This is a genomic window from Amycolatopsis sp. lyj-346 (genome assembly GCF_046548975.1).
Taxonomy (GTDB): domain Bacteria; phylum Actinomycetota; class Actinomycetes; order Mycobacteriales; family Pseudonocardiaceae; genus Amycolatopsis.
On sequence record NZ_JAJPWT010000023.1, the window covers coordinates 81,115 to 100,569 of the forward strand.

At 71.4% G+C, this 19,455-nt stretch carries 16 protein-coding genes; 6 read left to right on the plus strand and 10 right to left on the minus strand.

Going from position 1 to position 19,455, the window contains the following annotated elements:
* Window positions 1–51: 51 nt before the first annotated feature.
* Complete coding sequence (locus tag ACLJQE_RS41540) at window positions 52–369, plus strand: hypothetical protein (protein WP_410645269.1); 318 nt, start codon at window positions 52–54, stop codon at window positions 367–369.
* A gap of 38 nt (window positions 370–407) precedes the next feature.
* Here the strand turns inward: ACLJQE_RS41540 and ACLJQE_RS41545 are convergent, their stop codons facing one another.
* Genes ACLJQE_RS41545 through ACLJQE_RS41565 form a run of 5 tightly spaced genes read right to left on the minus strand, consistent with a single transcriptional unit; the run spans window position 408 to window position 4,188 of the window.
* A complete protein-coding gene (locus ACLJQE_RS41545; protein ID WP_410645270.1) occupies window positions 408–797 on the minus strand; it encodes a VOC family protein in 390 nt (129 codons plus the stop codon).
* Entirely contained in the window at window positions 797–1,714 is a 918-nt protein-coding gene (locus ACLJQE_RS41550; protein ID WP_410645271.1) for an SMP-30/gluconolactonase/LRE family protein, read from the minus strand. Before ACLJQE_RS41550 ends, ACLJQE_RS41545 begins: the two co-directional genes overlap by 1 nt.
* Window positions 1,715–1,724: 10 nt before the next feature.
* Window positions 1,725–2,381, minus strand: coding sequence for a histidine phosphatase family protein (locus ACLJQE_RS41555; protein ID WP_410645272.1), 657 nt, complete (start codon window positions 2,379–2,381; stop codon window positions 1,725–1,727).
* On the minus strand, window positions 2,381–3,439 hold the full coding sequence (locus ACLJQE_RS41560; RefSeq protein ID WP_410645273.1) for a phosphotransferase family protein: 1,059 nt from the start codon (window positions 3,437–3,439) through the stop codon (window positions 2,381–2,383). Before ACLJQE_RS41560 ends, ACLJQE_RS41555 begins: the two co-directional genes overlap by 1 nt.
* Complete coding sequence (locus ACLJQE_RS41565) at window positions 3,436–4,188, minus strand: SDR family oxidoreductase (protein WP_410645274.1); 753 nt, start codon at window positions 4,186–4,188, stop codon at window positions 3,436–3,438. Before ACLJQE_RS41565 ends, ACLJQE_RS41560 begins: the two co-directional genes overlap by 4 nt.
* A gap of 434 nt (window positions 4,189–4,622) precedes the next feature.
* Between ACLJQE_RS41565 and ACLJQE_RS41570 the strand changes: the two genes are divergently transcribed.
* Complete coding sequence (locus tag ACLJQE_RS41570; RefSeq protein ID WP_410645275.1) at window positions 4,623–5,552, plus strand: hypothetical protein; 930 nt, start codon at window positions 4,623–4,625, stop codon at window positions 5,550–5,552.
* A 78-nt stretch (window positions 5,553–5,630) separates the two neighbouring features.
* Here ACLJQE_RS41570 and ACLJQE_RS41575 read toward each other — a convergent pair whose 3' ends face one another.
* Window positions 5,631–7,265 carry an acyl-CoA synthetase gene (locus ACLJQE_RS41575; RefSeq protein WP_410645276.1) on the minus strand — a complete coding sequence of 545 codons (1,635 nt, stop codon included), beginning with the start codon at window positions 7,263–7,265 and terminating at the stop codon, window positions 5,631–5,633.
* 320 nt (window positions 7,266–7,585) lie between these two features.
* On the opposite strand from ACLJQE_RS41575, the gene ACLJQE_RS41580 reads away from it, so the two are divergent.
* Window positions 7,586–9,274 (plus strand): bifunctional 3'-5' exonuclease/DNA polymerase, encoded by a 1,689-nt coding sequence (locus tag ACLJQE_RS41580; RefSeq protein ID WP_410645277.1) that lies wholly within the window; start codon window positions 7,586–7,588, stop codon window positions 9,272–9,274.
* Between the two features lie 6 nt (window positions 9,275–9,280).
* On the opposite strand, the gene hrpA is transcribed toward ACLJQE_RS41580, so the two are convergent.
* The 3 genes from hrpA to ACLJQE_RS41595 all read right to left on the minus strand — a co-directional run bounded on the left by hrpA (window position 9,281) and on the right by ACLJQE_RS41595 (window position 14,894).
* The gene (gene hrpA / locus ACLJQE_RS41585) at window positions 9,281–13,174 is read right to left on the minus strand and encodes an ATP-dependent RNA helicase HrpA (RefSeq protein ID WP_410645278.1); all 3,894 of its coding nucleotides are present in this window, start codon (window positions 13,172–13,174) and stop codon (window positions 9,281–9,283) included.
* 179 nt (window positions 13,175–13,353) lie between these two features.
* Window positions 13,354–13,611 carry a hypothetical protein gene (locus ACLJQE_RS41590; RefSeq protein ID WP_410645279.1) on the minus strand — a complete coding sequence of 86 codons (258 nt, stop codon included), beginning with the start codon at window positions 13,609–13,611 and terminating at the stop codon, window positions 13,354–13,356.
* A 119-nt stretch (window positions 13,612–13,730) separates the two neighbouring features.
* On the minus strand, window positions 13,731–14,894 hold the full coding sequence (locus tag ACLJQE_RS41595; protein ID WP_410645280.1) for a lactate 2-monooxygenase: 1,164 nt from the start codon (window positions 14,892–14,894) through the stop codon (window positions 13,731–13,733).
* Between the two features lie 109 nt (window positions 14,895–15,003).
* Between ACLJQE_RS41595 and ACLJQE_RS41600 the strand changes: the two genes are divergently transcribed.
* Window positions 15,004–16,164 carry a saccharopine dehydrogenase family protein gene (locus tag ACLJQE_RS41600; protein ID WP_410645281.1) on the plus strand — a complete coding sequence of 387 codons (1,161 nt, stop codon included), beginning with the start codon at window positions 15,004–15,006 and terminating at the stop codon, window positions 16,162–16,164.
* On the opposite strand, the gene ACLJQE_RS41605 is transcribed toward ACLJQE_RS41600, so the two are convergent.
* Window positions 16,151–17,611: a flavin-containing monooxygenase gene (locus tag ACLJQE_RS41605; RefSeq protein WP_410645282.1), complete on the minus strand. Its 1,461-nt coding sequence runs from the start codon at window positions 17,609–17,611 to the stop codon at window positions 16,151–16,153. The two genes, ACLJQE_RS41600 and ACLJQE_RS41605, sit on opposite strands and share 14 nt — an antisense overlap.
* 66 nt (window positions 17,612–17,677) lie before the next feature.
* Here ACLJQE_RS41605 and ACLJQE_RS41610 point away from each other — a divergent pair, with 66 nt between their 5' ends.
* Complete coding sequence (locus ACLJQE_RS41610) at window positions 17,678–18,268, plus strand: TetR/AcrR family transcriptional regulator (RefSeq protein ID WP_410645283.1); 591 nt, start codon at window positions 17,678–17,680, stop codon at window positions 18,266–18,268.
* A 175-nt stretch (window positions 18,269–18,443) separates the two neighbouring features.
* The gene (locus ACLJQE_RS41615; RefSeq protein WP_410645284.1) at window positions 18,444–19,289 is read left to right on the plus strand and encodes a chitosanase; all 846 of its coding nucleotides are present in this window, start codon (window positions 18,444–18,446) and stop codon (window positions 19,287–19,289) included.
* Window positions 19,290–19,455: the final 166 nt, after the last annotated feature.

The following is a 19,455-nucleotide window of genomic DNA, read 5'->3' on the forward strand; positions in this document are numbered from 1 at the left end:
ATCACGGGCAATCTCCGGTCGGGAACAGCGCTCACTGGGGGTGGCGAATCCATGGTATTTCTCAGATGGGGCTCGAAACTCGGCCAGAAGTGGGCCTCGCCGCAGGCGAGGCAACGCGGCGAACGGATGAACGCCAAGCTCGATTCGTGGTCGGTGCGGCACCGGTTGTGGTCTTCCGCGATCGCGGCGGCGGTGGGCGTCGCGTTCGCTTGGGTGATCTCGGTGAAGTACGACGGGGCGACCACCGGCGAATTCGTCCTGTGGTCCCTGGTACTGGCGCCGATCGGGTTCGTCGGCGAGTGGATCCGGGTGACCCGCCTCAAACGCCGCAACGCCAGGAACCGGGAACGGTCCGCGGACGGCGGCTGACGTTGCCGAAAGCCCCGCTTCGGCCGCGGGCGAGCGCGTCAGGGGACCACTTCGCCCAACCCGATCAGGTTCCCCTCGCAGTCGCGGAACCACGCCGCCCGCTCGCCGCGGCCCTTGCTCGGGTAGTTGCCGCGGATCTCCATGATCCCGCCGCGCGTGCCTTCGTACTCCTCGAACACCACGCCGCGCTCGCGCAGGACCGCGACCGTCGACTCCAAGTCGTCGACGTAGAAGGCGACCTGTGTGAACGAACCGTCGGAGGCCCCCGCCGAGGCGTACAGGCAGAAGACGCCCGACGCGCCTTCGTACCGTAGGCCGCCCTCGCGTTCCTCGACCGCCTCGAGGCCGAGCTTCTCCGCGTACCAGCGCCGGGCGCGGGCCAAGTCCTGGGTGGGGATGCGTGCTTCGATCCGGACGTTGCTCAGCATCAGCCAATGGTAGGCGTCACCGCGATCGCCGACTGCTCCAAAGAGCCGAAATACAACCGGCCCTGCCACTCGCGGACGCCCACCAGCATGTGGAAGCCCGGGATCTCGCCGCGCAGCTCCGAAGAAACCGTGCCGTCCGGTGCGACGCCCAGGACACCCACCTCGCGACCCGGGCTCGGCTGCAGTGCCGTCGGCAGCCGCCGGATGCCGGCGCGCAGGGGGCCGGGCAACCGACGCACCACGTCGAGAGCCGCCACCCGGGGCGCGGCCTGCGTGATCCAGATCAGCCCGTCCGTGCCCGTCGAAATGTTGTCCGGGAAACCCCACAGGCCGTCGACGAACACGTCGGACCGGCCGTCGGCCGGCCACACCCGGGACACGCGGCACGCGCCGGTCTCCGCCACCGCCACGAACGACTCGTCCGGGGCCAGTGCGACGCCGTTGGCGAACTGGAGGCCGTCGAGGAGCAGGTCGATCGAGCCGTCCGGGGTGCGGCGCAGCAGGCGGCCGCCCGCTGTCTGCTCGATCAGGTCGTCGCGCCAGTTGTCGATGCCGAAGCGGCGGGACGAATCCGTGAAGTAGACCGTCCCGTCCGATGCCACCGCCGCGTTGTTGCAGAACACGAAGTCCAGGCCCAGCGCGGAAGTCGCCAGCACCGCAGGAGAACCGCCCGCCAGCGGCACCACCAGCAGCCCCGCCCGCGCGTCGCAGATCAGCAGCTCGTCTTCGCCGTAGAGCTCCAGGCCGAGCGGACGGCCGCCCGTGTCGGCGATGACGTCGATGCGCCGTCCGTCCGGCGACAGGCGCAGGATCCGGCCGTCGTCGACGCCGGTGTAGATCCGGCCCTCACCGTCGACGACGACGTCCTCCGGGCCGTGGCCGTTCACCGGGTACAGCGTGACCTCGCCGAACCGCATCAGGTGCCTCCTAGCGATAGGTGAGCAACGAGGCCGCGTCCGCCTCGAAGTGCGGGTGCTCGTTGAACGACAGCAGTGTGACGCCGCCGCGCCCGGACACCACCTTGGTGATCCCGCCGTTGACCGTGACGCGGTTGAGCTTGAGCAGCCCGGCCTCCGGGGTGCCCAGCAGCAGGCCGCAGATCGTGGCGATCACGCCGCCGGAGGTGAACACCACCGCGTGCTCCCCCTTGCCCAGCGACGCGACCAGGTCCGCGAGCGCGGCCCGGCACCGGGCCACGAACGCGGGCCACGGCTCGGCGCACGGCCCGCCGGCGCCTGCCGACGTCCACGCGGTCAGTGCCGCGTCGAGGACGCCCTGGTAGGCCCGCGAATCCTCCTGCGGTGCCCCGCCGGCGTGGTGGAGTGCGATGTCGACGTGGTCGTACTCGTTCCAGCGCGGGTCCTCGACCACCGGGACGTCGCTGCCGAGCACCTTCAGCGCCGTCGCCGCGGTGTCGCGCTGCCGGGCCAGCGAACCCGACCGGACCTGGTTGAAGGAGACGTTGCGCCGCAGCAGTTCCGCACCGACCACAGTGGACTGCTCGAAGCCGCGCGGGGAAAGTGCGTCGTAGTCGGCCGCGCCGAACGACGCCTGACCGTGCCGGACCAGGTAGATGGCGCCCACTACACACTCCCCTTCGCGATGATCTCCCGGCAGCGCCAGTCCAAGTACCCGACGAACTGCCAGAAGTCCTTGAACGCCGGGTTGCGGGTGGCGCCGTCGCGGTAGCGCCGGTACAGCTGCTGCAGCACCGCGGCGAGCCGGAAGAGGCCGTAGACCTCGTAGAACCGCCAGTCGCCGATCGCAAGGCCGGTCTTCTCGGCGTAGCGCGCGACGAACTCTTCGCGGGTGAACATGCCGGGCAGGTGCGTCGGCTGGCGGCGGCTCGCGTGCATGGCGTCGTCGTCCCCGGCCTGGACCCAGTAGGCGAGCATGCTGCCCAGCTCCATCAGCGGGTCGCCGAGCGTGGCCATCTCCCAGTCGAGGACGCTGGTGATGTTCAGCGTCGAGGGGCCGTCCAGCACCAGGTTGTCGAGCCGGTAGTCGTTGTGGATCAGGCAGATCTTCACCTCGGCGGGCTGGTTCGCGGCCAGCCACCCGCGCACCTCGGCGAAGTCGCCGACGTTGTCCGTGCGCGCCGCGACGTACCGCTCCGACCAGCCGCGGATCTGCCGTTCGACGTACCCGGCGCCCTTGCCGAGGTCGGCGAGCCCGGCCTTTCCGACGTCGACGGCGTGCAGGTCCACCAGCCGGTCGACGACCTTGCCGGACAGCTCGCGCGCCTGGTCCGGGCTCAGTTCGAGACCTTCGGGCAGGTCGCCGCGCAGGATCAGGCCGTCGAGCTTCTCCATCACGTAGAAGTCGCCGCCGAGCACGGCCGGGTCGTCCCCGAAGGCGACCATCCGCGGCACGTACGGGAACACCGGCTTCAGCGCGTGCTGCACGCGGTACTCGCGCCGCATGTCGTGCGCCGACGCCGCTTTGTGCCCGGCGGGCGGGCGGCGCAGGATCAGCTCGCGGCCGGGGTAGGTCAGCAGGTACGTCAGGTTGGAGGCGCCGCCGGGGAACTGCCGGACGTGCGGTGGTCCGTCCCCGAGGCCCTCGACCTTCGCGCTCAGCCAGGCGTGCACCGCACCCGTGTCGAAGGCGTCCTCGGCGCGCACCTCGACCGGGGCGTTCACGCGAACTTCCGCAGCAGCGCGTCGGGCACCACGCGCATGACGACGCTCAGCGGCACCCACGGCCACGCCGGGACGTAGGCCTTGGCGCGCTCGGCTTCGATCGCCTTGGCCAGCGCCCTGGCACCGGTCTCGGCCTTGGCCAGCAACGGGTTCCGGCCGACCCGGTCGTTCATCTCCGACTCGATGAAACCGGGCCGGACGTCGGTGACGGCGATGCCCTTGCGCTTCAGCTCGATCCGGGTGCCGCCGACGAACGCCGAGATCCCGGCCTTCGAAGCGGCGTACGCGGTGAGGTTGCCCGGGAACGGGCGAAGCGCGCTGAACGAGGAAATGACGGCGAGGTGGCCGGCGCCCTGCTCGCGGAAGATCCCGGCGGCGGCCTCGATCTGGGCGGCGGCCGCGACGAAGTTGACCTCGAGGGTCTGGCGGTTGGCGTCGAACCGGCCGGTGCCGACCCGCTGCCCCTTCCCGAGCCCGGCGTTCACAATCACCCGGTCGAGGGACCCGAGTTCGGTGCGGAACTCCTCGAAGACGGCGAACACGCGGTCGTGGTCGGTGACGTCGAGGGTGCGCGTGACGACCTTGATCCCGGGGTGCGCCGCGGTCAGCTCGGCGGCCAGCTTCTCGAGCCGTTCGGTGCGCCGGGCGCACAGCGCGAGGTTGCGCCCCTTCGCCGCGAACTGGCGGGCCATGCCTTCGCCCAACCCGCTGCTGGCGCCGGTGATCAGGATGTTCTTCCGGAGCGTCATGTCAGGAATTTACAGCGTCGCGAAGCGTCTCCGTTGAGGGTGGTGGTGGGGAGGAAGGCGGATCTACCCGGTGGTGACAAGACCGGTGGCCCGGCGCTGGGGGCGTCGCCGGGCCACCGGTCATCGCGCGGCCACACCGGCCGGTCGCACAACTCGACCGGGTGAACCGGAGCCGGAACCGCTCGCGCGGCCGGTCGCGCCTGCGCCCGGGCGGGCCGTGAGGGGGAGGCGGTGCCACCGGCGCAGGCAAGTCATACAAGCGCGTCCGTCCAGGCCGGGGCAATGGTTCACAGTTGCCAGTACTAGCCCGTTCGCCCGAGTGTCCGCCCCGGCGAGGCACCCGAAGAGGGCGCGGAGACCGCGGGGAAAACTGCTAACGTGCTCCGTGTCGGGGATCGTCGGGGGACGGCATGGGGCGGGTCGGGATTTCAGCGATGGCGGGCAGCACGGCCGGTGACGGCCAGGAGAGCGGGCGCACCGAGTTCGCCATCCGGCTGCGCGCGGCCATCGCCACCAGCGGGCTGTCGCTCGACCGGATCCAGGCACGGCTGCGGGCCCGCGGGGTCGTCGTCAGCGTCACCGCGCTCAGCTATTGGCAGTCGGGCAAACGGCAGCCGGAGCGGCAGAGCTCGCTGTCGGCCGTCCGCACGCTCGAAGAGATCCTCGACGTCCCCGCCGGGTCCCTGCTCGGGCTGCTGCCCCCGCCCCGGCCCCGCGGCGGCGCCGCGAAGCGCCAGGCCGGCGGCGAGCCGATGTCGTTCCCGCGAGAGGTGCTGCAGCCGCTGCTGGAGAAGGTCGGCGCGCCGCACGCACTCGACCGACGGCAGCCGCTGAAGATGGTCGGGCTGCACGACCTGTGCGAGATCGCCGCGGACGGCGGGCAGCGGGCGGTGACCGCGCGTGCGGTGTTCCAGGCCGTCGCGGACGGCCAGGACCGCTGGCTGCTGGTCTACAGCCAGGACGACCCCGCGGCGGGCGTCCCCGAGCTGCACGCCGTGCGCAACTGCCGGGCCGGCCGCGCCGAAACCGACGAGGCACACGGCCTGCTCGTCACCGAACTGCTCTTCGACCAGCCGATCAACCGCGGCGAGACGCACCTGATCGAGTACACGCTGACCAACAGCGGGCCGCCGTACCCGGAGTGCCGCAACACGCACTACCGCGAGTTCCGCCGCCCGGTGCGGGAGTACCTGCTGGAGGTCCGGTTCGCGCCGGGCACCGCACCCGGCCGCTGCTGGCAGTACTCCCGCAACGGCGCGACCGGCACGCTCGCGCGCCGCCCCCTCAAGCTCGACGGCGCCGACGGCGTCCACGCGGTGGCCTTCGACTTCGGCCCCGGCGTCTTCGGCATCGACTGGGACTGAGCTCGGCTCAGCCGGCCGGCCGGCTCCGTGCGGTTCGCGATCAACGCGCTGTCCCGGCCCGAGGCGAAGCCTCCGTTGTCACCGCAGCTTGGTGCGCAGCACCTTCCCGGTCGCGTTGCGCGGCAGCTCGTCCAGGAACTCGACGTCGCGGGGCACCTTGTAGCGAGCCAGGTTCGCCTTGACGTAGTCGCGGATCTCGTCGGCGTCCAGTGCGGCGCCCTCGGCCCGCACCACGAACGCCTTGAGCCGCTGCCCGAACTCCGGGTCGTCGACCCCGATCACCGCCGCCTCGATCACGTCTTCGCGCTCGACCAGCAGGTTCTCCACCTCGATCGGGAACACGTTCTCGCCGCCGGAGACGATCATCTCGTCGTCGCGGCCGTCGATGAACAGCAGGCCGTCTTCGTCGAAGTGACCGACGTCGCCGCTGGAGAGCAGGCCGTCGATGATTTCCTTGTGGCGGCCGTCGGTGTAACCGCCGAAGCTGAGCCCGCTGCCGACGAACACGCGGCCGGTCACGTGCGGCTCGGTGACCTGGCGACCGTTCTGGTCGTACAGGGCCACCTTGCAGCCGACCGGCGCGCGGCCGACCGTGCCCGGGGCCTTCGCCCAGTCCTCCGGCGTCGCGACCGTGGCCACCGCGACCTCGGTGGAGCCGTAGAGGTTGTGCACGACCGGGCCGAACGCCTCGTTCGCCCGGTTGCCCAGGTCCGGCGAAAGCGCCGAGCCGGCGACGAAGATGATCCGCAGCGCCGAGGTGTCGTACTTCTGCCGGACCGCCTTCGGCAGGTCGACGATGCGCTGCAGCATGGTCGGCACCAGCACGAGCGCGGTGCAGTTGTGCTCGGCGACGCCGCGCAGCGCCTCTTCGGGGTTGAACTTGCGCCGCATGACGACCTTCGAGCCGAGCGCGAAGGACAGGATGAACTGGGACAGGCCGGTGCCGTGGAACAGCGGCGCCCCCATGTAGGTGGCCTCGTTCGACCGCAGCGGGATCCGGTCGAGGAACTGCGCCGAGGCCAGCGCGGAGGTGTGCGGCCGCGGCGCGCCCTTCGGCGTGCCGGTGGTGCCGCTGGTCAGCAGCACGAACCCGCCCGGCTTGGCCGGCGCGGGCCACGGGCGGTCGTCGGTGCTGGCGATGATCTCGTCGAGCACCGGGACGGTCCGGTCGGTCAGGTCGGAGCCGGGCTCGACCCACGCGAGGTAGCGGGCCACGCCGTCCGGGATCGCGTCGAGCAGGCCGGTGAACTCCTGGTCGTAGACGAGCGCGGTGACGCCTTCGCGCTGGGCCACGTCGGCCAGCTGCGGCTTCGCGAACCCGGTGTTCATCAGCAGCAGGCGGACGCCGAGCTTGCCCGACGCGGCCATCGTGAGGACCAGGCCGCGGTGGTCGCGGCACAGCGCGGCGACGACCTGGCCGGGTTCGATGCCGCGCTCGGACCAGGCCCTGGCCAGCGCGTTCGACTGGTCGTCGAGCTGCTTGTAGGTGAGCGGGCCGAGCTCGTCGACGATCCCGACGGCGGCCGGGTCCCGGCGGGCGGAGATGTGGTTGGCGCCGGCGAACGGCCCGAACTTCCGCAGCGCGACCAGCGAGCGGAGGCCCTCGTCGACCCGGGGGAACGGGACGAGGCCCGCCCGTCGCATCACGTCGACGCTGCGCACCGTCTCGGTCACCTTGTCCGCCACCGTGGTGGCGAGCGCGACCAGGCTCATCCAGGCACCTCCGTTGCTGCGAGAAGAAGCCCACGCCGACGGCGGGCGTACCGGCGGTATGGGGAGCTACCGGAGAGTAAACCAACCGTGGGCCGAACGCACCAGCCCGCGAGCGGGCGGAAACCGGCAATGACATCCGGGGCTCCGCCACCCGAACCCCCGAAAAATGTCGGTGACATCCGGGGCTTCGCCCCAAGTCGGCGGCTCCGCCACCCGAACCCCCCGAAAAATGTCGGTGACATCCGGGGCTTCGCCCCAAGTCGGGGGCTCCGCCACCCGAACCCCCGAAAAATGTCGGTGGTGGTCGGCATGATGTCCGAGTGCAGGTGATCGCAGGACGAGAGGAGGACGGAACCTTCAGCGTGCACACGCCGTCTTCGACGGTGGATCGCCTGGACGAGGCGGCTTTCGCGGAGCTGTCGCGGGAGCTGGAGGCGTCGCGGGCGCCGCGGTGGGTGTTCCCGTCGGTGGAGCGGATCTACCCGGTGCTGATGGCGGCCGGCCTGCGGGTGCGCCGCTGCTACGACCTCGAGCTGGCCGAGGGACTGCTGCTGGCGTACGAGGGCGCGGAAGCGCAGTCGCGGAGCCTGCGCGCGGCCTGGGCCAGGGCGAACGGCGAGGAACCGCCGTCCGAGCAGTCCGCCGTCGAGCTGGCGCAGCCGACGCTGTTCGAGACGCGGGTGCCGACGCTGCCGGAGGGCGTGACGGTCGTCACGGCGGTGCGGCGCGTCCTCGCGGAGCAGGAACGGCGGGTGGCGGCGACCGAGCACCCGGAGCGGATGCGGCTGCTGCTGGCCGCGGAGTCGGCGAGCGCACTGGCCGCGGCGGAGATGTCCGCCGACGGCCTGCCGTGGCGCGCCGACGTGCACGAGGCGCTGCTGGCCGCGCGGCTGGGTCCGCGCGTGCCGGCCGGACAGCGGCCCAAGGCGCTGGTCGAACTGGCGGCGAAGATCAGCGAGGCGTTCGGCGGGCGGCCGGTGAACCCGGACTCGCCGCCGAGCGTGGTCCGGGCGCTGGCCCGCGAGGGGATCGAGGTGCCGGCGGCGCGGAAGTACCTGCTGAAGGGGATCGACCACCCCGCGGTCGGGCCGTTGCTGGAGTACAAGGAACTGTCGCGGCTGTACACCGCGAACGGCTGGACGTGGCTCGACGAATGGGTCAGCGAGGGCCGGTTCCGGCCGCACTACGTCGTCGGCGGGGTGGTGTCCGGGCGGTGGGCCAGCCGCGGCGGCGGGGCGCTGCAGATCCCGAAGGTGCTGCGGACGTGCGTGCGCGCGGACCCGGGCTGGCAGCTCGTGGTGGCCGACGCGGCCCAGCTGGAGCCCCGGGTCCTCACGGCCCTGTCGGGCGACCGGCGGCTGGCCGACGTCGCGGCGGCAACGGACCTGTACGCGCGGCTGGGCGAGGCGCTGTTCTCCGGCGCCCGCTGGGTACCGGCCGCCGACGACGACCGCGACGACCGGGCGCGCGCGAAGATCGCGATGCTTTCGGCGATGTACGGCGGCACGTCCGGCGAAGCGGGGCCGCTGCTGGGGTTGCTGCGGCAGCGTTTCCCGGACGCGGTGTCCTATGTGGAGCGTGCGGCGCAGGCGGGCGAGCGCGGCGAGCGGGTCCGCTCCCGGCTGGGCCGCACGTCCCCCGCTCCGTCGGCGGCCTGGCGGGCGTTGACCGGCGGCCTGGCTTCGGACGAAGCCGGGGAACTGAAGGCCCGCCGGGCCTCCCGCGGCTGGGGCCGCTTCACCCGCAACTTCGTGGTCCAGGCCAGCGCGGCGGACATGACGGCGGTGCTGCTGGCCACGTTGCGCACCCGGTTGCCGTCCCCCGCCCACCTGGTCTTCTTCCAGCACGACGAGGTCATCGTCCACACCCCGGCGCCACTGGCTCCCGCCGTCACCGCGGCGATCACGGACTCGGTGACGGAGGCGGCCCGGATGCTGTTCGGCCCGGCCTGCCCGGTCCGCTTCCCGATGCAGACCGCCGCGGTCGACACCTACGCCGAGGCGAAGTAGCCCGGCTCAGGCCATCGCGTCGTCCAGGGCTTTCGTGATCCGCTTCAGCGACACCGGATGCGCCGTCCCCAGCGTCTGGGCGAAGAACGAAACCCGCAGTTCCTCGATCATCCACCGCACCTCGCGCAACGCCGGGGACGACGTTCCCGGCGGCAGCGAAGCCAGCGCGTCGGCGTACTCGCGGGAGATCCACGCGATGTCCGCCGTCCGCTGCAGGTCGCGGGTCGGCTCCACGGGCAGCTTCTCCAGCCGGCGCAGGATTCCCTGCAGGTACCGGACCACGTGACGCAGCCGCGAAGCCCCGGTCTCCGTCACGAACCCCGGGTACACCAAGCCGGCCAGCTGGGCGCGGATGTCGGCGAGGGACTCCGCGGGGCCACGCGACGAAGGCAGCAGGACCTCGACGTCGTTCGCCGCGCGGAGGATCTTCTCGACCTCCCGCAGCACGTCCAGCACCGCCGGGTGCAGCCCGGCCCGGACCTTCTCCAGCAGCACCTTGAAGCCGGTCTCGTCGAACACCGGGCCGCCCGCCTCGGTCATCAGGGCGTCCACCGCGCAGTCGACGCAGTCCTCGAGCAACGCCGCCACGCCGCCGTGGGGGTTCCGGTTCAGCACCAGCTTCGACGAGTTGGACAGCGACCGCGTGATGAACTTCATCGGCGAGCTCAGGTTCAGCCGCAGCATCCGCCGGGTGCCCGCCCACATCGCGTGCTCCTGCTGCCCCGGCGTGTCCAAGAGCCGTACCGCCACCGAAGCACCCTCGTCCACCAGTGCCGGATACGCCTTGACGTCGTGGCCACGCTGGTGCGAAGTGAACACCTGCGGCAGTGCCCCGAACGCCGGCTTCGTCAGGCCCGCCTTTTCCAGGGTGTTGGCCGCCTTGGAGATCGTCTCGCGAACCTTCGGCGCCAGCTGCCGCTGCAGCTGGGCAACGTCCTTGCCTTCGGCGACGCGCTTGCCGCGCTCGTCGACCACGCGGAAGGTCATCTTCAGGTGCTCCGGCACCGAGGACAGGTCCCAGTCCGCATAGGGCACCGTGATCCCGCGCAGCGCCCGCAGCTCGCGGCCGAGCACCTCCAGCAGTGGACCGTCCGAAGGGGACACTCGCGAAAGGACTTCCCGGGCGGTGTCCGGCGCCGGGACGAAGTTGCGGCGCACCGCCTTCGGCAGCGACTTGATCAGCTGCGTCACCAGTTCCGCGCGCAGGCCCGGCACCTGCCAGTCGAACCCGTCCGGCGTCACCTGATTGAGCACCGGCAGCGGGACGTGCACGGTGACGCCGTCGGCGTCCGCGCCCGGCTCGAACTGGTAGGTCAGCTTGAAGACCTGCGTGCCCTGCGTCCACGAGTCCGGGTAGTCGCCCTCGCGGACGTCGTCCGCGGACTCGTTGATGAGCATGGACTTCTCGAACGACAGCAGATCGGGGTCCGTGTGCCGCGCCTTCTTCCACCAGCTGTCGAAGTGGCGCACCGAGACGACGTCCGCCGGGACCCGCGCGTCGTAGAACTCGTACAGCGTCTGGTCGTCGACCAGGATGTCGCGCCGCCGCGCGCGGTTCTCGAGGTCCTCGACCTCCTCCAGCAGCGCGCGGTTCTCGGCGAAGAAGTGGTGACGCGTCTGCCAGTCACCCTCGACCAGCGCGTGCCGGATGAACAGCGCCCGCGACATTTCGGGGTCGATCCGGCCGTAGTTGACGCGGCGGTCGGCGATCAGCGGCACGCCGTACAGCGTCACCTTCTCGGTCGCGATCACCGCGCCCTGCTTGCGTTCCCAGTGCGGCTCGGAGTACGACCGCTTCACGACGTGCTCGGCCAGCGGCTCGACCCATTCGGGTTCGATGCGCGCGTTGACCCGCGCCCACAGCCGCGACGTCTCGACCAGCTCGGCCGACATCACCCAGCGCGGCTGCTTCTTGAACAGCGCCGATCCCGGGAACACGCCGAAGCGGGCACCCCGCGCGCCCAGGTAGTCGCCCTTGGCCGGGTCCTTGAGCCCGATGTGCGAGAGCAGCCCGGCGATCAGGGACGTGTGCACGCGCTGCGGATCGACCGGGGCGGTGTTCGTGTTCAGGGAGATGCCGAGCGGCTTGGCCAGCTGACGCAGCTGGCTGAAGATGTCCTGCCACTCGCGCAGGCGCAGGTAGTTGAGGTACTCGGCGCGGCACATGCGCCGGAACTGGTTGCCGGACAACGCCTTCTGCTGCTCGGCGACGTACTCCCACAGGTTCAGGTAGGCCAGGAAGTCCGACGTCGGATCGGCGAACCGCGCGTGCTGGGCGTCCGCCGCCTGCTGCTTCTCGGCCAGCCGCTCGCGCGGGTCCTGAATGGACAGTCCGGCCGCGATGATCATCACTTCGCGGACGCAGCCGTTGCGCGCCGCCTCCAGGACCATCCGGCCCATCCGCGGGTCGACGGGCAGCTGCGCGAGCTTGCGGCCGATGTCGGTCAGGCTGCGGTCGGAACCGGTGCTGGCGAAGGCGCCCAGTTCCTGCAGCAGGCCGACGCCGTCGGCGACCTGACGGCGGTCCGGCGGCTCGACGAACGGGAACGCCGCGATGTCACCGAGGCCCAGCGACGTCATCTGCAGGATGACCGACGCGAGGTTGGTCCGCAGGATCTCGGGATCGGTGAACTCGGGACGGCTCTCGAAGTCCTCTTCGGAATAGAGCCGGATGCAGATGCCGTCGGACGTCCGGCCGCAGCGCCCCTTGCGCTGGTTGGCCGACGCCTGCGACACCGGCTCGATCGGCAGCCGCTGCACCTTGGTCCGGTGGCTGTAGCGCGAGATCCGCGCGGTACCCGGGTCGACGACGTACTTGATGCCCGGCACGGTCAGCGACGTCTCGGCGACGTTGGTGGCGAGCACGACGCGGCGCCCGGTGTGGGACTGGAAAATGCGCTGCTGCTCCGCCGCCGACAGCCGTGCGTACAGCGGCAGCACCTCGGTGCCGCGCAGGTTCGCCCGGTTGAGCACGTCCGCCGTGTCGCGGATCTCGCGTTCGCCCGAGAGGAACACCAGGATGTCGCCGGGTCCTTCGGCGCACAGCTCCTCGACGGCGTCGAGGATGCCCTGGGTCTGGTCGCGCTCGTCGGCGTCCCCGGAGTCTTCGGGATCGTCGGGGTCGACGAGCGGCCGGTAGCGGGTCTCGACCGGGTACGTCCGGCCGGAGACCTCGACGATCGGCGCGTCGTCGAAGTGCTTCGAGAAGCGTTCCGGGTCGATCGTCGCCGAGGTGATGACGACCTTGAGGTCGGGGCGGCGCGGCAGCAGCTGCTTGAGGTAGCCGAGGATGAAGTCGATGTTGAGGCTGCGCTCGTGGGCCTCGTCGATGATCAGGGTGTCGTACTGGCGCAGCGACCGGTCGGTCTGGATCTCGGCCAGCAGGATGCCGTCGGTCATCAGCTTGACCAGCGTGTCCTGGCCGGACTGGTCGGTGAACCGCACCTTGTAGCCGACGGTCTCGCCGAGCTCGGTCTTCAGCTCGCCGGCGATCCGGTCGGCGACCGTGCGCGCGGCCAGCCGCCGCGGCTGGGTGTGCCCGATCTGGCCGCGGATGCCGCGGCCGAGCTCGAGGCAGATCTTCGGCAGCTGGGTGGTCTTGCCCGAGCCGGTCTCCCCCGCGACGATCACGACCTGGTGCTTGCCGATGGCGGCGGCGATCTCGTCCTTGAGCCTGCTGACCGGCAGCTCTTCCGGGTACTCGATCTTGGGCACGCTCTCGCGCCGCGACTGCACGCGCAGCTCGGCGGCGTCGACGTCGGCGGCGATCCGCGCGAGGGCGGTGTCACGGTCGCGCGCTTTGCGGGCGCCTTCGAGCCGCCGGCGCAGCCGCTGCTCGTCGCGCGGCATCAGCTCGGGCAGGCGCGCTCGCAGCGCGTGGAAGAGGGATGGCTCGGACATTCTCGGTCCAAGGATAGCCGTGCGTGACGAACCGGGCTTCCGAATATCCCGACTACGTGACCGGCCACACCCCGGGCCCGCCCTCCCAGCGCCCCAATGTGGCCTTCGGTGCGTTCAACGCACCGAAGGCCACATTGGGTGCGTTGAACGCAACCAAGGCCACCTTGGGGCGCTTGGGCTCAGCCGGGCTGGCCGGGCTGCTGCGGCGACTGCACCGGGGCCTGCTGCTGCGGCTGCGGCGCGGCCTTGGCCCGGCCGGTGACCACCGAGACGCCGATCAGCACGACGCCGACCAGGCCGAGGACGATGCCGAACACGGGCTGCATGCCGTCAGCCCACGAGAGCAGGATGAACTCGCGGTCGAACTGCTCGAGCAGCAGCGAGCCGAAGCCGAGGACCGCGAAGATGATGCCGATGCGCATGGCGATTCCGGACAAGGAAAACCCCCTGGTGAAAGGAACGATGGAAACCACCGGTCCGTCCCCGAGCGGCCGTGGTGAGGCAGAACCGTAGCGGCCGCGGTCTCGGCTGTCCCCGGAATTCCCGATTTGTTACCTCAGGTCCGCTGCAGCGAGTCCGGCCCCAGGTCGGCCAGGGTGCGGTGCCCGGACAACCCCATGGTCAGGTCGAAGTCGGCCAGCAGGCTGCGCAGGACGTGGCGGACGCCGTCCTCGCCCGCGTGGGCCAGGCCGTACACCCACGGGCGGCCGACCAGGACCGCCCGTGCGCCCAGCGCGAGCGCCTTGAGCACGTCGGCGCCGGTGCGGATGCCCGAGTCGAACAGCACCTCCATGCGGTCGCCGACCGCCGCGACGATGCCCGGGAGTGCCTCCAGGGCGCCGATCGCGCCGTCGACCTGGCGGCCGCCGTGGTTGGAGACGACGATGCCGTCCATGCCCGCCTCGGCCGCGCGGCGCGCGTCGCCGGCGTGCTGGATGCCCTTGAGCACGATCGGGCCGTCCCAGTGCTCGCGCAGGAACGGCAGCTGGTCCCACGTCCGGTCGGTGCCGGTGAGCATGCCGATCCACCGCAGGATCGCCATGTTCGGATCCTCCTCCGGGGTCTTCTCCAGCAGGCCGCGGAACACCGGGTCGGTGAACGGGACGGCGCAGCCCTCGCCGCGCACGAACGGCAGGTACGCCTGGTCCAGATCGGACGGCCGCCACGCCAGCGTCCACGTGTCGACGGTGACGACCAGCGCGGTGTAGCCCGCGTTCTTCGCCCGGGTCAGCAGGCTCGCGCAGACGTCGTTGTCGCCGGGCCAGTACAGCTGGAACCAGCGCGGGCCGTCGCCGTTGGCCGCGGCGACGTCTTCGATGCCGGTCGACGACGCCGTGGACAGGATGAACGGCAGCCCGGCCGAGGCGGCGGCGCGGGCGGTCGCGGACTCGGCGTCCGGGTGGACGATCGACTGGACGCCGACCGGCGCGACGGCCACCGGCGCCGGCAGCCGGGTGCCGAGCACGGTCGTGGCCAGGTCGCGTTCGGTGGCGCCGGTCAGCATCCGCGGCACGATGCGCCAGCGGTCGAACGCCTCGCGGTTGGCGCGGGCGGTCGCGCCGGAGCCCGCCGCGCCCGCGACGTAGGAGAACGGCCCGGGGGCCATGACCTCGCGAGCCGACGCTTCGAGCCTGGTCGCGTCCGTCGAGCACGGCGGCAGCTGACCACCGAGCCCCTGCAGGTAGATCTCGTTCTGGTAGCTGCCGAAGCGTTCGGTCACGGTTGCCTCCTCGCGTTCGAGGGGGCACTGTACCCGCCGGTAGTTCACCCGGCGCCGGGAAGTGACCGGCGGGTAACCTGAGCGCGGTCGACGTCCCGGAGGAGAAGACATGCGCGCGTACGACGTGGTCCTGTTCGGCGCCACCGGGTTCACCGGCGGCCTCACCGCCGAGTACCTGGCCCGCCACGCGCCGGCCGACCTGCGCTGGGCCCTGGCCGGGCGCAGCCGCGGCAAGCTCGAAGGCGTCCGGGCGCTGCTGACGGAGATCGACGACCGGTTCGGCTCCCTCGACCTGCTCGTCGCCGACTCCGGCGATCCGGCGTCCCTGCGAGCCGTGGCTGAATCGGCGAAAGTGGTGATCACGACGGTCGGCCCGTACCTGGCGCACGGGGAGCCGCTGGTGGCGGCGTGCGCCGAAGCGGGCACCGACTACGTCGACCTCACCGGCGAACCCGAGTTCGTCGACCGGGTGTACCTGGCGCACGACCGGCGCGCCCGCGAGACCGGCGCGCGGCTGGTGCACGCGTGCGGGTTCGACTCGATCCCGCACGACCTCGGCGCGTGGTTCACCGTGCAGCAGCTGCCCGAAGGCGTGCCGCTGACGGTCGACGGCTACGTCCGGGCCGGCGGGATGCCCTCGGGCGGCACGTTCCTCAGCGCGCTGACCGTCATGTCCCGGCTGCCGGCCGGCGCCCGGGCGGCACGCGAGCGGGCGGCGGCCGAACCCCGGCCGGCCGGGCGCTTCGCGCGCGCCCCGCTCGGGCGCCCGCACCGGCTCGCCGAGGCCGGCTGGTGGGCGGTGCCGCTGCCGACGATCGACGGGCAGGTCGTCCGCCGGTCGGCGGCCGCGTCCGAGCGCTACGGCCCGGCCTTCACCTACCGGCACTTCGCCGCCGTGAAGCACCTGCCGGTGCTGGCCGGCGGGGTGGCCGGAGCGGGCGCCCTGTTCGCCGCGGCGCAGGTCCCACCGGCCCGGCGGGCGCTGTCCCGCCTGCTGGCACCCGGCCGCGGCCCGAGTCCGGAACGGCGCGCGCGGTCGTGGTTCTCGGTGCGGTTCATCGGTGAGGGCGGCGGCTCGCGGGTGGTGACGGAGGTGTCCGGCGGCGACCCGGGCTACGACGAGACGGCGAAGATGCTCGCGGAGTCGGCCCTGTGCCTGGCGACCGACGACCTCCCGGAGACGGCGGGGCAGGTGACCACGGCGACCGCGATGGGCAGCGCGCTCGTGGACCGCCTCACCAAGGCGGGAATCCGCTTCACGACGTTGTGACCTCGTAGTCCGCTTCGCGGAATTCCCCCACCCGCGAGCGCAGCCGCCCGGTGGAGAACGGCCAGCTGAAGCTGTTGCGGCCGTTGACGTCGGTGTAGTAGCTGGAGCAGCCGCCGGACTGGTAGACCGTGCCCGGCAGCGCCGCCTGGACCTCCGCGTTGAACGCCGCCTGCACTTCCGGGCGGACCGACAACGACGTCCGCTCCGAACGCAGGGTCCGGGTCACCGCCGCCACCGTGTGCCGCAGCTGGGCCTCGACGATCGTGAACGCCGACGAGTGCCCGGTGCCGAGACTGGGGCCGAGCAGCAGGTACAGGTTCGGGAACCCGGCCACGGTCGTCCCCGCGTACGCCTGCGGGCTGCCCTTCCAGTGGTCGTCGAGGCTGCGGCCGTCGGCGTCGAACACCCGCGCCGACACCGGCATGTCGAGGATGTGGAAGCCGGTGCCGAAGATGATCGCGTCGGCCTCGGCGACCGAGCCGTCCGCGCCCAGCACGCGCGAGCCGTCCACCGCCCGCACCGCGGTGGCGTGCACGTCCACCCGGGACTGCGTCAGCGCCCGGTAGTAGGTGTTCGACATGAGCAGGCGTTTGCAGCCGAGTGTGTAGTCCGGGGTGAGTGCCTTGCGCAGCACGGGATCCCGCACGGCGAACCGCAGGTGGGCGAGCCCGATCCGCTGCACCTGCCGCAGCAGCCACGGGTGCCGGAAGCCGAACCCGAGTGTCTCCAGCAGGCCGTATTCGGCGCCGCGCAGGGCCCGCTGCAGGGCCGGGAACCGCCGCAGGAGGAACCGTTCGGCGCCCGGTACCGGGAAGTCGGGCTTCGGCAGGACCCACTGGGCGGTGCGCTGGAACAGGTGCAGCCGCTCCACGCGGGGCACGATCTCCGGGACGAACTGGACCGCGGACGCGCCGGTGCCGATCACCGCGACGCGCTTGCCCGTCAGGTCGTAGCCGTGGTTCCAGCGCGCGGAGTGGAAGACCTCGCCGGGGAAACCGGCCAGCCCCGGCAGGCCCGGGATCAGCGGCTCGTGCCACGGGCCGGTGCCCGCGACCAGGACCCGTGCGCTGTACGGACCTTGCGACGTCTCCAGCTCCCAGCGCGCGTCGCGGTCGTTCCACTGCGCGCGCGTCACCTCGACGCCGTAACGGATCTTCCCGGTGACGCCGAACCGCACGGCCGTGTCCCGCAGGTAGGCCCGGATCTCGGCCTGGCCGGCGAACGCGCGCGTCCACTCCGGATTGGGCGCGAAGGAGTACGAGTACAGCGCGGACGGGACGTCGCACGCGCAGCCGGGATAGGTGTTGTCGCGCCAGGTCCCGCCGAGCGCGCCGGCCTTCTCCAGCACGGCGAGGTCGCCGACGCCGGCCTGGGACAGGCGGATGGCGGCACCCAGCCCCGACGCGCCGGCACCGACGACGAGGACCGCGAAGTGGCGTTGCTCCATTTTCGGAGACTAACAGTATTCGAATACCGACGGTACCCCAATGCCGAGGTTCGCTAGAGTGCCGCCATGGCCCGACTCACCCGCGCGGAAAGCCAGGCACGCACCCGCGAGCAGCTGATCGAGACCGCCAAACTGCTCTTCCTGCGCGACGGCTACTCGGTGACGTCGCTGGAAAAGGTCGCCGACGAGGCCGGGTATTCGAAGGGCGCGGTGTACTCGAACTTCCGCAGCAAGGACGAGCTCTGCCTGACGGTGCTCGACCGGATCCACGACGAGCAGGTCGCCCTGGTCGCCGAGGCACTGGCCGGCGCCGACGGGGTGGAAGGACTGCTGGCGGCGTTCCAGACGTGGGCCGAGCGCAGCATCGGCGACGAGGCCTGGACCGCGCTCGAGGTCGAGTTCGCGACGAACGCGCGGCGCGATCCGCACGTGCGCGCCGAACTGGCGGCACGGGACAAGGCCATCCGCGACACCATCGCCGGCCTGCTCACCGGGTACGCCGAGCGGTTCGGGATCACGCTGCCGATGTCGGCCGACGACGCCGCGACGGCCCTGCTCAGCCTCGGCATCGGGCTCGGCGTGCAGCGCGCGATCGACCCGACGATCCCGGTGACCGTGCTGCCGGACGTCATCCGCCTCTTCGCCGGGGTGCGCTGACCGTCCTTTGCGGACCCTTCGAAAAGTGGTCTGGACCGTTCACGAACATGAACGGATTCCACCTCTTGTGGAGCTTGCTGACTCTTCGCTACCGTGACGTCACGCCGCAGCTCCACCCGCATCGCCCGTACCGCCGTGAACCGACGGCGCACCCCGCGGAAAGGGTCCCCTCCCCATGAGCAAGAAGTTGCGGCCGGTCCTCATCGGCACGCTCGGCGCCGCCTCCGTCGCGGCCCTCGTGATCACCACGCCCGCGTTCTCCTCGGCCGCCCCGGCGCCACTGGCTCCCGCCGTCGCGTCCGTGCTCGCCGCCGGCGACCTCGCGGCGCCGGCCAAGAAGGAGATCGCGATGAAGCTGGTCTCCAGTGCGGAAAACTCCTCGCTGGACTGGAAGGCGCAGTACAAGTACATCGAGGACATCGGCGACGGCCGCGGGTACACCGCGGGCATCATCGGCTTCTGCTCCGGCACCGGCGACATGCTCGAACTCGTCGAGGCGTACACGAATTCGGTGCCGGGCAACCCGCTGGCGAAGTACCTCCCCGCGCTGCGCAAGGTCAACGGCACGGATTCCCACGCGGGCCTGGGTTCGGCGTTCGAGAGCGCGTGGAAGCAGGCCGCGGCGACGACGGCGTTCCAGACGGCCCAGAACAACGAACGCGACCGCGTCTACTTCAACCCGTCGGTGAACCAGGGCAAGTCGGACGGCTTGAGCACCTTGGGCCAGTTCATCTACTACGACGCGATCGTGATGCACGGCCCCGGCGAGAGTTCGGACAGCTTCGGCGGCATCCGCAAGACGGCGATGAAGAAGGCGAAAACCCCCGCACAGGGCGGTAACGAGACCACGTACCTCAAGGCGTTCCTCGACGCCCGCAAGGTGATCATGAAGCAGGAAGAGGCGCACGCGGACACCTCCCGCGTGGACACCGCGCAGCTGAAGTTCCTGAACGAGGGGAACTTCGACCTGCACACCCCGCTGAAGTGGAAGGTCTACGGAGACTCGTACACGATCAACTGACCCCGGCCACTGCGCCCCAAGGTGGCCTTGGTTGCGTTCAATAGGGCTTTGTTAGGGCGGGAGTGGTTGTTGGCATAGTGCGCAGGCCCCGGTCCAGCAGGTGAGCAGGTTCTGCAGGAGCAGGCTGGTCTGTCCGAGTGTCAGGCCGGGGCCACGAGTTTTGCTG

What these genes read in the sequence shown, in the direction of transcription:
- ACLJQE_RS41540 (WP_410645269.1), top strand. Translation starts at nt 52, where the DNA reads ATGGTATTTCTCAGATGGGGCTCGAAACTCGGCCAGAAGTGGGCCTCG.
- ACLJQE_RS41545 (WP_410645270.1), bottom strand. Translation starts at nt 797, where the DNA reads ATGCTGAGCAACGTCCGGATCGAAGCACGCATCCCCACCCAGGACTTG.
- ACLJQE_RS41550 (WP_410645271.1), bottom strand. Translation starts at nt 1,714, where the DNA reads ATGCGGTTCGGCGAGGTCACGCTGTACCCGGTGAACGGCCACGGCCCG.
- ACLJQE_RS41565 (WP_410645274.1), bottom strand. Translation starts at nt 4,188, where the DNA reads ATGACGCTCCGGAAGAACATCCTGATCACCGGCGCCAGCAGCGGGTTG.
- ACLJQE_RS41570 (WP_410645275.1), top strand. Translation starts at nt 4,623, where the DNA reads ATGGCGGGCAGCACGGCCGGTGACGGCCAGGAGAGCGGGCGCACCGAG.
- ACLJQE_RS41575 (WP_410645276.1), bottom strand. Translation starts at nt 7,265, where the DNA reads ATGAGCCTGGTCGCGCTCGCCACCACGGTGGCGGACAAGGTGACCGAG.
- hrpA (WP_410645278.1), bottom strand. Translation starts at nt 13,174, where the DNA reads ATGTCCGAGCCATCCCTCTTCCACGCGCTGCGAGCGCGCCTGCCCGAG.
- ACLJQE_RS41600 (WP_410645281.1), top strand. Translation starts at nt 15,004, where the DNA reads ATGCGCGCGTACGACGTGGTCCTGTTCGGCGCCACCGGGTTCACCGGC.
- ACLJQE_RS41605 (WP_410645282.1), bottom strand. Translation starts at nt 17,611, where the DNA reads ATGGAGCAACGCCACTTCGCGGTCCTCGTCGTCGGTGCCGGCGCGTCG.
- ACLJQE_RS41610 (WP_410645283.1), top strand. Translation starts at nt 17,678, where the DNA reads ATGGCCCGACTCACCCGCGCGGAAAGCCAGGCACGCACCCGCGAGCAG.
- ACLJQE_RS41615 (WP_410645284.1), top strand. Translation starts at nt 18,444, where the DNA reads ATGAGCAAGAAGTTGCGGCCGGTCCTCATCGGCACGCTCGGCGCCGCC.